The following is a 13,345-nucleotide window of genomic DNA, read 5'->3' as shown; positions in this document are numbered from 1 at the left end:
TACCGAAGGGCGTAAAAACGAGGTGTCCGCCGGATTAACCAATTGCACGTAATGGATAATCCGGCGTTTACCCGATCCGACACCTACTGATCGAGAAACGACCGCATCTTGCGGCTGCGGCTGGGGTGCTTGAGCTTCCTCAGCGCCTTGGCCTCGATCTGACGGATGCGCTCGCGGGTCACCGAGAACTGCTGGCCGACCTCCTCAAGCGTGTGGTCGGTGTTCATGCCGATGCCGAACCGCATGCGCAGCACGCGCTCCTCACGCGGGGTGAGGCTGGCGAGGACGCGGGTGACGGTCTCCTTGAGGTTTGCCTGGATCGCGGCATCCACGGGGATGATCGCGTTCTTGTCCTCGATGAAATCGCCCAGATGGCTGTCCTCCTCATCGCCGATCGGCGTCTCGAGGGAAATCGGCTCCTTGGCGATCTTCATCACCTTGCGGACCTTCTCCAGCGGCATGGACAGCCGCTCGGCGAGATCCTCCGGCGTCGCCTCACGGCCATGTTCGTGGAGGAACTGGCGACCGGTCCGGACGAGCTTGTTGATCGTCTCGATCATGTGGACCGGGATGCGGATGGTCCGCGCTTGATCGGCGATCGACCGCGTGATCGCCTGCCTGATCCACCAGGTCGCGTAGGTCGAGAACTTGTAGCCGCGGCGGTACTCGAACTTATCCACCGCCTTCATCAGGCCGATATTGCCCTCCTGGATGAGGTCCAGGAACTGCAGCCCGCGATTGGTGTACTTCTTGGCGATGGAGATCACGAGACGCAGGTTCGCCTCGACCATCTCCTTCTTGGCGATGCGCGCCTCGCGCTCCGCCTTCTGCACCATGTTCACGATGCGGCGGAACTCGCCGAGCGACATGCCGGTCGCAGCCGCAATCTCGCTCACCTCGTTGCGGATGCGCTCGACCGGCACGGCCTCGGCGGCGACGAAATTGGTCCACTTCTTGTCAATACCGTTGACCGACGCCAGCCAGTTCTCATCCAGCTCGTGACCCGAATAGCGGTCGAGGAAATCCTTGCGCGGCACCTTGTGGCGCTCGGCCAGACGCAGCATCTGACCGCCCAGCGCCATCAGCCGCCGGTTAAAGGCATAGAGCTGATCGACCAGGAACTCGATCTTCTGCGCGTGGAACTTGACGCTCTCGACCTCGGCGGTGAGGTCTTCGCGCAACTTCTGGTACTTGCGCTCTTCCGCAGCCGGGAAGTCGTCGCCGACACCCAAGGCGGCAACGCGAGCCTCCTGCACCTTGGCGAACTTCTTATAGAGCGCGGTAATCGCGGCGAACCGTTCCAGCGCCTGCGGCTTCAGCGCCTCTTCCATTTGCGCGAGGGAGAGGGTGTTGTCCTCATCGTCGTCGTCCGCCGGGCGGGGCGCACGCCGCTCCGTCATCGACTCCTCGTCTTCATCGGAGTCGGCGGGAGCTTCCTCCGGTTCCGCCTCTTCCTTGAAGGAAGGGCCGGCGGTCTTCTCGCTGATCTCGCCGCTGTCGTCGTCCTCGCCATCCTCGGACATCGCCTCGGGCGCCGGGTCCTTGTTGAGCATGGCGTCGAGATCCAGGATCTCGCGCAGCTGCATCGTGCCTTCGTTCAGCTGGGTCGACCAGTCGATGATCGCGTTGAAGGTGATCGGCGACTCGCAGAGCCCTAGGATCATCGTGTCCCGGCCGGCCTCGATCCGCTTGGCGATGGCGATCTCGCCCTCGCGCGACAGAAGCTCGACCGCTCCCATCTCGCGCAGGTACATGCGAACGGGATCGTCGGTGCGATCGACCGTCTCCTTCTTCTTCTCGACGATCAGCTGCGGGCCGGCATCGTCCTCAAGGCCTGCCTCTTCCTCCTGCTCGTCCTGCTGTTGCTGCTCGGTATCCTCGCCGGCGTCCTCGTTCTCGACGACATTGACGCCCATCTCGTTGAGGGCCGACATCACGTCCTCGATCTGCTCGGAAGACATCTGGTCCTGCGGCAGGGCCTCGTTCAGCTGGTCGTAGGTGATGTATCCGCGCTTCTTCGCCCGCGCGATCAGCTTCTTCAGCGAGGCTTCGTTAAGGTCGATCAGGGGCGCATCGCCGCCTTCGCCACCGTTGCCGCCAGCTGCTGCTTCAGCCGTATTCGTCTTCGCCATGCTCGTCCTGTCCACCGGTCAGTTCGGGCCCGCGCCAAGATCGAAGCTGCGATCGAAGAGATCGGCTCGTTCCTTCCGGACCGATTGTCTCCGCGATTCTACCGCCTCGTAACCATCCGAGGTGCCCTGTTCAACTGCGCTCGCATCGAGTCGCGCCATTTCGTCGTCGATCGCCTGCTGGTCGCTCAGCGTCTCGACAAGGGCGAGAAGCTGCCGGGCGGCCAGATCGTCGTCTTCTCCTTCGACCAGGAACGCAAAGCGCAGCTCCTCGGTCCAGGCACGCAATCCCGTGTCGACCACACCATCCTCGGCCAATATGGTCTCAAGACCGTCGGCATCAAGATGCGGCCGGGTGATCGCCGCATTGACGAGTAGTTCGCGCCAGCGCCTAAGGCCCGGATCGTCCACGCGGATCGACAGCAGCCGTTCGGCAAGTTCACCGATCAGACTCGGGCGGCGTAGCAATCCTAGCAGGGCGGAGCGCAGGAAGAGCCGCATCTGCGTGCGATCGTCGATGGACCGTTCGCGCGCGACGATGTCGCGAAGCTCGACCTTCTCACGCGGCCGCCAGCCGTAATGCTGGTAGAACAGGTCGCGGAAGTAGCGGCGGTACTCCTCCGAAACGAGCTTGTTCGGGTTGCCCGACGCGATTTCCTCCAGCCTTTGGCGAAGCCCGGCCCGCGCCTCGGGAGTGACGAGCGGCTGGGCGCTCTCCTCATGCCGCCAGACCAGATCAACCAGCGGGATCGCCTCAGCCAGCACCTTCTCGAAGGCGGGCGCGCCGCCCGATCTGATCAGGTCGTCGGGATCCTGACCCTTGGGCATGAGCGCGAAAGAAAGGCTCTTCCCCGGCTGCACGGTGCCGAGCGCGCGTAGCGCGGCACGAACCGCCGCCTTCTGCCCCGCGCTGTCGCCATCGAAGCAGAGGATCGGCACGTCCGAAAGCCGCCACAGCCGTTCCATTTGCGCCTCGGTCAGTGCGGTGCCGAGCGGGGCCACCACCTCCGCTATGCCCGCCTGATCGAGGGCGACGACATCGAGATAGCCTTCGACCACGATCACCCGCCCGGCGGTGCGGCTTGCCGGGCCGGCGCGGTCGAGATTGTAGAGGGTTCGCCCCTTGTCGAAGAGCGGGGTCTCCGGCGAGTTTAGGTATTTCGGCTCTCCCGCGCCGATGATGCGGCCGCCGAAAGCGATCGGCCGACCCCGCTGGTCGGCGATCGGGATCATCAGTCGGCCGCGAAAGCGGTCGTACGGGTCCTTGCCACCCTCCGGACGGATCAGCAGGCCCGCCTCGACAAGCATGTCGTCACCGAAGGATGCGAGCGCCGTCTTCAGCTTGCCGCGCGAATCGGGAGCATAGCCGAAGCCGAACTTGCGGGCTGTCGCAGGCGTGATGCCGCGCTGCTGAAGATAGCCCCGCGCCTCAGCCCCCTCGATCCCCTCAAGTTGCTCGGTGAACCAGGCGGCGGCGCGCCCGGTCGCGTCATGCAGGCCCACGGCACGCTCGGCCCGCTCGCGATCACGCGGGTCGGCGGCTGGCATCTCCATTCCGGCGGCCTGCGCCAACTCCTTCACCGCGTCGATAAAGGGCAGCCCGCGCTGATCGGTCAGCCAGCGGATCGCATCGCCATGTGCCGAACAGCCGAAGCAATGATAGAACCCCTTCTCGTCATTGACGTAGAAGGACGGGGTCTTCTCGTTGTGGAAAGGGCAGGGTGCCCGATACTCGCGCCCTGCCTTCTGCAGCTTGGTGGTGCGGCCGATCACAGCCGACAAAAGGGTACGGGCGCGGATCTCGTCGAGGAAGGCGGGGGAGAGGGTCATGGGGTGGGGTGGGTGTGTGCTACCAGTCCTTCGCCTTCGCTCAGGACGAACGGAGCTCCCTCGCTGCCATTAACTCCGTTCGTGCTGAGCGAAGTCGAAGCACGGGTCACATATGCAGTCCGTTCAGATGGAGCGCGAGAAAGCCAGTTCAGCAGTTTCCAGTCCTGCGCTATCCAGGCCGCCTTCTTGGCGCGAGACCAGCCTTTAAGCTGACGTTCAAAGGCAAGAGCCTCCTCCCGAGTTCCGGCATGATCGGCCCAGACCAACCGGACCGGCAAGCGGCGGACTGTGAAATCGGCACCCCTGCCTGCCTGATGCTGAGAGACCCTCGCCTCCAGATCATCCGTGTGGCCGGTGTAGAACCGCCCGTCTGAGCATTCGAGGATGTAGACCCAGAAGCTCATCGTAGTCCTTGCTGCCCGTCCTTCGACTACGCTCAGGACGAACGTGATTACGTCAAGACGGCTTGCAAGGAAACTATTTGTGCTGAGCGAAGTCGAAGCAGGGGCAGCGCGAAACTACCCCAACCGAGCCTTCACCAGCCCGCTCGCCTTGCTCATGTCCAGCTGCGGCCCGTGCCGTTCCTTCAGCAGCGCCATGACCTTACCCATGTCCTTCACAGACGTAGCCCCAACCTCCGCCTTGATCTCGTCGATGGCGGCGTTGGTCTCGTCCTCGCTCATCTGCTGCGGCAGGAAACCCTCGATCACGGCAAGCTCAGCGGCCTCTGCATCGGCCAGCTCCTGCCGACTGCCCTTGGCGTACATCTCAATCGATTCGCGGCGCTGCTTCACCATTTTCTGCAGGACTTCGGCCACCAGTGCGTCGTCATCCGCGGGCGCCTTGCCGGTGCGCGCCTCGATGTCGCGGTTCTTGATTGCGGCCTGGATCAGCCGGATGGCGGAGGTGGTAGCGGCGTGGCGCGCCTTCATGGCGGTGACGAGCGCCGCCTTGATGTCGTCTCTGATCATGGGAGCCCGGCTCTGTGGAAAGGCGGACGCATAGCGCCATCCATCGGTTTTGGGTAGGCGTTGACCAGCCCCCCGGACCCTCCTAAAGCGCCGGCCGTTTACCCGCCAGTCAACCCATGAGGAGCGCCCGAGAATGGCCGAACCCGATGCCACGCGCCCACCGAACGGAGCGACCGGCGTATTGGTATTGGCGAATGGCCAGATCGTCTGGGGTCGTGGCTTCGGCGCTGAGGGTGCCGCCGTCGGAGAGGTGTGCTTCAACACCGCGATGACCGGTTATCAGGAGGTGATGACCGATCCGTCCTATGCGGGACAGATCGTCAACTTCACCTTCCCGCATATCGGCAATGTCGGCGCGAACTCAGAGGATGAGGAGAGTGGGAATCCGATCGCACTCGGCTGCATCGTGCGCGAGGACGTGACCGAACAGGCCAACTTCCGCGCGACCCAGGGCTTCGACACCTGGCTCCGCAACAATGGTCGGATCGGCCTCGCCGGTGTGGACACGCGCGCGCTGACCCGCGCCATCCGTGTGCAGGGTGCGCCGAACGGCGCCATCGCACATAACGCCAAAGGCGAGTTCGACATCCCGGCACTCCACAAGATGGCGATCGAATGGCCGGGGCTGGAGGGCATGGATCTCGCCAAGGAAGTCTCCACCCTTCAGACTTACAAATGGGAAGACGGCCTTTGGTCGCTCGGCGAGGGCTATGCCACTCACAGCGCGAACCCTGACGGCCCTCATGTCGTGGCCATCGACTATGGTCTGAAACGCAACATCCTGCGCAATCTCGTCAGCGCGGGCGCGCGGGTGACGGTCGTGCCCGCGACCACCACCTTCGACGAGGTGATGGCGCATCAGCCGGACGGCGTGTTCCTGTCGAATGGCCCCGGCGATCCGGCGGCGACCGGTGAGTACGCGGTGCCGGTGATCAAGCAGCTTCTGGAGATCGGAACACCGATCTTCGGCATCTGCCTCGGCCACCAGCTCCTCGGCCTCGCGGTCGGTGCCAAGACCTCGAAGATGCACCAGGGCCATCGCGGCGCGAACCACCCGGTCAAGCGGAGCGACGACGGCCGGGTCGAGATCACCAGCATGAACCACGGTTTCGCGGTGGAGACGGCGACGCTTCCCGACAATGTCGAGCCGACCCACTTCTCCCTCTTCGACGGCAGCCTCGCCGGTCTCCGCCTGAAGGACAAGCCCGCGTTCTCGGTGCAGTACCACCCGGAGGCCAGCCCCGGTCCACAGGACAGCCACTACCTCTTCGACCAGTTCGTGTCGGCCCTGAGGAAATGATCGTTAGCGAAACATTCACCACGTACGGCAGCACTTGGTTTATGATGTCGGAGCCAAGCGGCGGATCGTTCCACCGCCAAAATGTTCCGGAGCCGATCGTTGTTCGTGCCCACGCTGATGCTTGCCACCTCCATCTCCTTTTCGGGCGAGGTGCCGCCGCATCTGGCGCACGACGGGGTGATGTATACGGCGACGGGTGTGGACGTCGAAGCGCTGAAGGCCTGCGGGATCCGCGATGTCTCGCGAGGCGTCGGCAGCTTGAAGTTCGCAGTCGGGCCGAAGTCAGACGCGAAGGTCCTCTGCGTGAAAGCCGCAGCCGCCTCGATCGAAGCGCGAGCAAGCTGGGCCGACTAAGTTCGAGCCGGTACTTCCTCCGCCAAGCTTCTCAAATCCTCTGCTTACAACCAAGCCTTCTCCCCGCCGGAGAGGGCCAGAAGGCGCACGCGATCTGATGCCCAAACGCACTGACATTTCCTCCATCCTGATCATCGGCGCGGGTCCGATCATCATCGGGCAGGCGTGCGAGTTCGACTACTCGGGAACGCAGGCATGCAAGGCGCTCCGCGAGGAGGGGTACCGCATCATCCTCGTCAACTCGAATCCGGCGACGATCATGACCGACCCGGAGATGGCGGACGCGACCTATGTCGAGCCGATCACGCCGGAAGTCGTCGCGCGGATCATCGAGCGGGAGCGGCCCGATGCCGTGCTGCCGACGATGGGCGGTCAGACCGCGCTCAACACCGCGCTCGCGCTCTACAACGACGGCACGCTGGAGAAGTTCGGCGTCCAGATGATCGGCGCCGATGCCGAGGCGATCGACAAGGCCGAGGACCGGCTGAAGTTCCGCAACGCGATGGACAAGATCGGCCTCGAAAGCCCCCGCAGCCGCATCGCGCATACGCTGGAGGAGGCGCTGGAGGCGCTGGACTTCGTCCAGCTGCCCTCGATCATCCGGCCGAGCTTCACCATGGGCGGGCAGGGCGGCGGCATCGCCTACAATCGCGCCGAGTTCATCCAGATCGTTACAAACGGCCTCGATCTCTCGCCCACCACCGAGGTCCTGGTCGAGGAATCGGTCCTCGGCTGGAAAGAGTACGAGATGGAGGTCGTGCGCGATCGCAACGACAACGCCATCATCATCTGCTCGATCGAGAACGTCGATCCGATGGGCGTCCACACCGGCGACAGCATCACCGTCGCCCCGGCGCTGACGCTGACCGACAAGGAATACCAGATCATGCGCAACGCATCGATCGCGGTGCTCCGAGAAATCGGTGTCGAAACAGGGGGCTCAAACGTCCAGTTCGCGGTCAATCCGAAGGATGGCCGCCTCGTCGTCATCGAGATGAACCCGCGCGTGTCGCGCTCCTCCGCGCTCGCGTCCAAGGCGACCGGCTTTCCGATCGCCAAAGTCGCCGCCAAGCTGGCGGTTGGCTACACGCTGGACGAGATCGATAACGACATCACCGGCGCGACGCCCGCGTCATTCGAGCCGACGATCGACTATGTCGTCACCAAGATCCCGCGCTTCGCCTTCGAGAAGTTCAAGGGCGCGGAGCCGCTGCTCTCGACAGCCATGAAGTCAGTCGGCGAAGTCATGGCGATCGGCCGGAATATTCACGAGTCCATGCAGAAGGCCCTGCGTGGTCTGGAGATCGGCCTGTCTGGCCTGAACATGGTCGAAAGCCTCCGGGGCGCACCGCGCGCCGAGATCGAAGCCGAACTGGCGCGCCCGACGCCTGATCGCCTGTTGGTCGCGGCACAAGCTCTGCGCGAGGGCTTCACCGTCGCCGAGATCCACGCCATCGCCAAGTATGAACCGTGGTTCCTTGAGCGTTTGAAGGAGATCATCGAGGCGGAGGCGGCGGTATGCGCTGAAGGACTGCCGCAGGATGGCGAGGGCCTGCGTCGCCTGAAGGCGATGGGCTTCTCCGACAAGCGGCTCGCATGGCTCGCGATGAACTCGGTCAACGTCGCGGGCGGGATGGGCCGGTCGCAGGCGCGTGGCTCCGGCATCGTCCATGACGCTATGAAGGCACTCGCTGGCGGCGTGACTGAAAAGGAGGTGCGCGACCTGCGTCACCGCCTGAACGTTCGCCCGGTGTTCAAGCGCATCGACACCTGCGCCGCCGAATTCGAGGCCAAGACGCCTTACATGTACTCGACCTACGAAGCCCCGGCGTTCGGTGAGCCGGAGAACGAGGCGCAACCCAGCGATCGCCGCAAGATCGTCATCCTGGGCGGTGGCCCGAACCGGATCGGGCAGGGCATCGAGTTCGACTATTGCTGCTGTCACGCCTGCTTTGCGCTCAGCGATGCCGGGTTCGAGACGATCATGGTCAACTGCAACCCGGAAACGGTCTCGACCGACTACGACACCTCCGACCGGCTCTATTTCGAGCCTCTGACCGCGGAGGACGTGCTGGAAATCCTGCATGTCGAGCAGTCCAGGGGCGAACTGGTCGGCGTGATCGTCCAGTTCGGCGGACAGACCCCGCTGAAGCTGGCGCAGGAACTGGCCGACGCCGGCATCCCCATCCTCGGCACCAGCCCTGACGCGATCGACCTCGCCGAGGACCGCGAGCGCTTCGCCGCCCTCGTCAACAAGCTCGGCCTGCGTCAGCCCGCGAACGGCATCGCGCGCAGTCGCGAAGAGGCGATCGTCGTCGCCGAGCGGATCGGCTATCCCGTGCTGATGCGCCCGTCCTACGTGCTGGGTGGCCGCGCGATGGAGATCGTGGACGGGCAGGGGCAGCTCGAAAACTACATCAACACCGCCGTCCAAGTGTCTGGCGACAGCCCGGTTCTGATCGACCAGTACCTGCGTGACGCGATCGAGGTCGATGTCGATGCGATCTGCGATGGCGATGAGGTCGTCGTCGCGGGCGTGATGCAGCACATCGAAGAGGCGGGTGTCCATTCGGGTGACAGCGCCTGTTCGCTACCGCCCTACAACCTGCCGGGCGAGATCGTCGCCGAGATCGAGCGGCAGACAGAGGCGCTCGCCCATGCCCTCTCGGTCAAGGGCCTGATGAACATCCAGTTCGCGGTGAAGGACGGCCTCGTCTACCTGATCGAGGTCAATCCGCGCGCCAGCCGCACCGTCCCCTTCGTCGCAAAGGCTATCGGCCAGCCGATCGCCAAGATCGCGGCGCGCGTAATGGCGGGCGAAAAGCTATCTGCGCTCCCGAAGATCGACCGTGCGATCGATCACGTCGCGGTCAAAGAGGCTGTGTTCCCCTGGGCGCGCTTCCCGGGCGTCGATCCGATCCTCTCGCCGGAGATGAAATCCACGGGCGAAGTCATGGGGATCGATAGCGATTTCGGAACCGCCTTCGCCAAGTCGCAGCTCGGTGCCGGCACCAAGCTCCCGCTGACTGGGACCGTATTCGTGTCGGTAAAGGCCGGCGACAAGGAGGTGGTCCTGGCGGGTGTCGAGGAATTGGTGCGGCAGGGCTTCAAGGTCATCGCCACCGCCGGTACCGCCGACTTCCTGGAGTCGAACGGCGTCTCGGTGGAACGGGTGAACAAGGTGGCGCAAGGCCGGCCCAACATCGTCGATCGCATCACTGACGGCGCGGTCGACCTCGTCTTCAACACGACGGAGGGCTGGCAGTCGCTGAAGGACTCGTCTTCGATCCGCAAATCGGCACTGGCGCAGCGTATCCCGTCGTTCACCACCGCGGCCGCAAGCGTCGCCGCAGCCCAGGCGATTGCCGCCCTCCGGGCGCGGGCGCTTGAAGTCCGGCCGCTCCAGTCATATTATCCCGCCTCGCACGCGTGATCCCCACATTTTGAGGCGGTGCGGGCGGACCCGGTGACGGGCCGTCTGGGGCAGGGATTTTTGACGAAAGGGTGTTGCCGATGGCGACCGTCGAGAAGATGCCGATGCTGGCAGAGGGCTATCAGATGCTGACCGAGCAGGTTGCGGCTCTGAAAGCCGAGCGGCCGCAGGTCATCGATGCGATCGAGGAAGCCCGCGCCCATGGCGACCTTTCGGAGAACGCGGAATATCACGCCGCCAAGGAGCGCCAGGGCCAGATCGAGGCGATGATCGCCGATATCGAGGACCGGATGTCCCGCGCTCAGATCATCGATCCAAAGATGCTGTCGGGCGACAAGATCGTTTTCGGTGCGACCGTCACGCTCCTCGACGAGGACGATAAGCCGGTGAAGTACCAGATCGTCGGTCAGACCGAAGCGGATGCGAAGCTTGGTCGCATCTCCTACAACTCACCGCTTGGTCGCGCGCTCATCGGGCGCAAGGTCGAGGACGAGGTGGAGGTGACCGTGCCGTCGGGCGACCGCTACTACGTCGTCGACAAGATCGACTTCATCTAGGGTCGCTGGTCGATGCAGATGGCGCCGCCGCGCGTCAGCGTGGCGATCGGGATCGCCACGGTCGCGGTTTCGCTGGGCGTCTTCCTGTTCGGCGCGCCTGACCTGTCGGTACGTGCCGGTTTCATTCCAGGCCGGGTGACGGACGTGGTCGACATGGCCCGCGCGCTGCCGGTCTGGATCACTCCGCTCAGCGCCACGCTCCTGCACGGCAGCGTCGTCCACCTTCTCTTCAACGTCCTCGTGCTGGCCTATTGTGGCCGCTCGGTCGAACCGGTGATCGGCGGAATAGGGCTGGCGGTACTCTACGTCGCCGGTGCCTACGCCGCGGCACTGGGCCAGTTGATACCGTCCCCTCATGATATGACGCCGATGATCGGGGCAAGCGGAGCGGTATCGGCGCTGCTCGCCGCGCATGCCCTGCTGTACGGCGAGCGTCCAGACCACGGGCGCTATCTGTCAGCGGGTTTGCTCCATATTCTTTGGCTGGCGCTCGCGTGGATTGGAATTCAGTTGCTGACCCAGCTGGCATTCAACGGCACCGTCGCGGTGGCCGCTCATATCGGCGGCTTCCTCGCGGGGCTGGTGCTGCTGAAGCCGCTGCTCAAGTTGCGACACGTGCGGGCATAGCGAACCCGGCCGTGCAACGCGCCTGCGGTCAGGCGATCGAAGGATCGGGCTGCAGAAGCTTGTGCAGGTGGACGAGCACATACTTCATCTCGGCATCGTCAACCGTTCGCTGCGCCGCACCCCGCCACGCCTTCTCGGCCGAGGCATAATCCTCAAACACACCGACGAAGTCGATCTCCTTGAGGTTCTCGAAATCGAGGGTGGTCGGGTCCTTGACCCGGCCGCCGAAGACGAGGTGCAGCTTGCTCATCCGGTAAACTCCATGGAGGGCGCGGCTCGGATGCCGCGAGATCGCGTTAGCCTACATCAACCCTTCGACTTCATGAACGCCACAAGCGCATCGAACCCCTTGCGCTGAACGAAGGCATCGAAATCGGCCTGCTGCGTGACGGCAAGGTTGATGCCGGCCACTGTCAGGTTGCTGACCTTGTAGCCGCCGCCGACCTTGTCGACGGTCCACACCGCGTTGATCGGCTGGGCGCCAGGCTTTGTCACCTGGGTCTGCACCGCTGCGCTGGTGCCGCGCGGCACCGCGCGGATAACCTTCAGGTCGGCGTTGGCATAATCGTAAAGGCGATCCGCATAGGCACCGATCAGGAAGTTGGGCAACGCGGCCTTGTACGCGGTGTACTGCGCCGGTGTGATCGTCGGACGCCAGCGACGGATGAGACGATCGCCGATCGCATCGATGGCGAAGTGCTGAGAGAGCAGGCTGCGGAACTGCGTCCGCGCCGCGTTGCGGTTCGCGCCGGCCTTGCGAAGGACGCCAAAGGCCTCGTCAGTCAGCGTGTCGACGAACTTGCCCGGATCGCTGTTGTCGACAGCCGCGGCAGCGGGCGTCACCGGAAGGACGGTTGCGCCAGCCGCGACGATCGAGAGCAAGGCCGCGGGCAGGGCGGAGCGAAGGTCGCGCATGTCTATTCTCCCAGACTACATAAGAAAGGACGCCCGCAAACGCGGGCGCCATTTCAGTTGTTCCTAATTGGTTGGCGGTGAACGCCGTTTGAACGTCACGCAGGTGAGCGGGAGGACTTCACCGAATCATGTGCCGCCGAACCCGCCGAACTGACTGCCGACGCCGCGCCTTCGATAAGGGCCTGAACCTTGTCTTGAGCAGCGACGCCGCTGATGCCGGCCTCGGTGAGCTTGGCGACGCCGGCCGCCTTAGCTGCCACCAGCGCGTCTTTGGCGCTGGCCTTGATCTGGTCGCTCACCGCACCCAGCAGCTTGTTCTCCTGCGCGGTACGGGGAAGAAGTGCGCCGATGACGGCACCGACGGCAATCCCGCCAGCAACTGCGGTCAGCGGATTGGCTCCGATCCCATCGGAAGTCGCCCTGGCGGCCTCAGCCGTCTTCACCTTGGCAGCCTCAAGCGCAACACTCACGCGGTCGCGCGCGGCGTCGATGGTGCTCTGCGGTGCCTGGGCCGTTTCGTCTTCGTTGGTCTGGCTGGCGGTCATGTCGTCCTCCTCGAACTGGTGGCGCGCGGTGGCGGGGGAAGGGGCAGATCGGGCTCTTCGTCTTTGCCGCGGAGGGCAGCGATGCCTCGCCCGATGGATTTGCGGAACAGGAACGCCAGCAGCAGGCCGGCACCCGCCGCTGCAACCGCCGGGCGCGCCGCAACAGCTTCCCGAACCTGTCCGGCGGCTTTCACGGCGTTCGTCTTGACCATGTCCAGCTGATCTTCGGCAAAGGCCGCCGGGTTAAGGCGCGCTTTCAGCTCAGCCAGAGTCGTCGTCAGACGTGCCCGCGCGCGTTCGGCGTCGCGCTTGGCCTGTACGTATTCGCTCACGGCCGTCACGATCTCAGCTCCGGCCTCGGCGCGAAAGCTGGTTTGATCTTCGCGAACCCAATCCTGACGAGCAGATACGCGCCTCCCAAGCCAATGACCCAGGTGATCAAGCCGGCCGCAAGCGGACCGACCAGGGTAGCCAACGCCGCTGTCAGCGAGACTGCACCTGCGATCAGCGCCAGATGAAGGATCACGATCGCGCCGACCACGAGGATCAGGCCGACCTTAGCCTTGGCGAGGCGCAGCTTCGCCTCTGACTTGTAAAGCGCGATCTCGGCATGAGCGGCCGCCTTGCCGTCCTCGACCAGCTGGCCGATCAGTTCGGTGACGGTCGGTTCATTCAAGGTATCCG

General features: G+C 64.3%; 14 protein-coding genes. 5 read left to right on the top strand and 9 right to left on the bottom strand.

The genetic code is table 11. The features are described from left to right. Positions 1–83 precede the first annotated feature (83 nt). The 4 genes from rpoD to ACM608_RS08855 form a co-directional block, all read right to left on the bottom strand. Positions 84–2,132: an RNA polymerase sigma factor RpoD gene (gene rpoD, locus ACM608_RS08870; protein WP_419682862.1), complete on the bottom strand. Its 2,049-nt coding sequence runs from the start codon at positions 2,130–2,132 to the stop codon at positions 84–86. Between the two features lie 18 nt (positions 2,133–2,150). Next, the gene (gene dnaG / locus ACM608_RS08865; protein WP_419682861.1) at positions 2,151–3,959 is read right to left on the bottom strand and encodes a DNA primase; all 1,809 of its coding nucleotides are present in this window, start codon (positions 3,957–3,959) and stop codon (positions 2,151–2,153) included. Beyond that, the gene (locus ACM608_RS08860; protein WP_419682860.1) at positions 3,956–4,363 is read right to left on the bottom strand and encodes a GIY-YIG nuclease family protein; all 408 of its coding nucleotides are present in this window, start codon (positions 4,361–4,363) and stop codon (positions 3,956–3,958) included. Before ACM608_RS08860 ends, dnaG begins: the two co-directional genes overlap by 4 nt. Before the next feature lie 114 nt (positions 4,364–4,477). Next, on the bottom strand, positions 4,478–4,930 hold the full coding sequence (locus ACM608_RS08855; protein WP_419682859.1) for a GatB/YqeY domain-containing protein: 453 nt from the start codon (positions 4,928–4,930) through the stop codon (positions 4,478–4,480). 133 nt (positions 4,931–5,063) lie between these two features. Between ACM608_RS08855 and carA the strand changes: the two genes are divergently transcribed. The 5 genes from carA to ACM608_RS08830 all read left to right on the top strand — a co-directional run bounded on the left by carA (position 5,064) and on the right by ACM608_RS08830 (position 11,201). Beyond that, the gene (carA, locus tag ACM608_RS08850) at positions 5,064–6,230 is read left to right on the top strand and encodes a glutamine-hydrolyzing carbamoyl-phosphate synthase small subunit (protein WP_419682858.1); all 1,167 of its coding nucleotides are present in this window, start codon (positions 5,064–5,066) and stop codon (positions 6,228–6,230) included. A 105-nt stretch (positions 6,231–6,335) separates the two neighbouring features. Continuing rightward, positions 6,336–6,584, top strand: coding sequence for a hypothetical protein (locus ACM608_RS08845; RefSeq protein WP_419682857.1), 249 nt, complete (start codon positions 6,336–6,338; stop codon positions 6,582–6,584). Positions 6,585–6,681: 97 nt separating this feature from the next. Continuing rightward, positions 6,682–10,017 (top strand): carbamoyl-phosphate synthase large subunit, encoded by a 3,336-nt coding sequence (gene carB / locus ACM608_RS08840; protein ID WP_419682856.1) that lies wholly within the window; start codon positions 6,682–6,684, stop codon positions 10,015–10,017. Between the two features lie 80 nt (positions 10,018–10,097). Continuing rightward, on the top strand, positions 10,098–10,574 hold the full coding sequence (gene greA / locus ACM608_RS08835; protein WP_419682855.1) for a transcription elongation factor GreA: 477 nt from the start codon (positions 10,098–10,100) through the stop codon (positions 10,572–10,574). 12 nt (positions 10,575–10,586) lie between these two features. Then, positions 10,587–11,201: a rhomboid family intramembrane serine protease gene (locus ACM608_RS08830; protein WP_419682854.1), complete on the top strand. Its 615-nt coding sequence runs from the start codon at positions 10,587–10,589 to the stop codon at positions 11,199–11,201. 28 nt (positions 11,202–11,229) lie between these two features. Here the strand turns inward: ACM608_RS08830 and ACM608_RS08825 are convergent, their stop codons facing one another. From ACM608_RS08825 to ACM608_RS08805, 5 genes are all read right to left on the bottom strand, one after another. Continuing rightward, a complete protein-coding gene (locus ACM608_RS08825; RefSeq protein WP_419682853.1) occupies positions 11,230–11,451 on the bottom strand; it encodes a DUF4170 domain-containing protein in 222 nt (73 codons plus the stop codon). Between the two features lie 56 nt (positions 11,452–11,507). Then, a complete protein-coding gene (locus ACM608_RS08820) occupies positions 11,508–12,116 on the bottom strand; it encodes an MlaC/ttg2D family ABC transporter substrate-binding protein (protein ID WP_419682852.1) in 609 nt (202 codons plus the stop codon). Between the two features lie 95 nt (positions 12,117–12,211). Continuing rightward, positions 12,212–12,661, bottom strand: a complete 450-nt coding sequence (locus ACM608_RS08815) for a hypothetical protein (RefSeq protein ID WP_419682851.1) — start codon at positions 12,659–12,661, stop codon at positions 12,212–12,214. Continuing rightward, positions 12,658–12,993 (bottom strand): DUF3618 domain-containing protein, encoded by a 336-nt coding sequence (locus tag ACM608_RS08810; RefSeq protein WP_419682850.1) that lies wholly within the window; start codon positions 12,991–12,993, stop codon positions 12,658–12,660. Before ACM608_RS08810 ends, ACM608_RS08815 begins: the two co-directional genes overlap by 4 nt. 5 nt (positions 12,994–12,998) lie before the next feature. Further along, a complete protein-coding gene (locus ACM608_RS08805) occupies positions 12,999–13,337 on the bottom strand; it encodes a phage holin family protein (protein WP_419682849.1) in 339 nt (112 codons plus the stop codon). Positions 13,338–13,345 lie beyond the last annotated feature (8 nt).

Source organism: Sphingomonas sp. ID0503, assembly GCF_048565625.1.
GTDB lineage: Bacteria > Pseudomonadota > Alphaproteobacteria > Sphingomonadales > Sphingomonadaceae > JBLZUR01.
The sequence above is the reverse complement of the archived record's forward strand: the minus strand, read 5'-3'. Positions and strand labels throughout refer to the sequence as shown.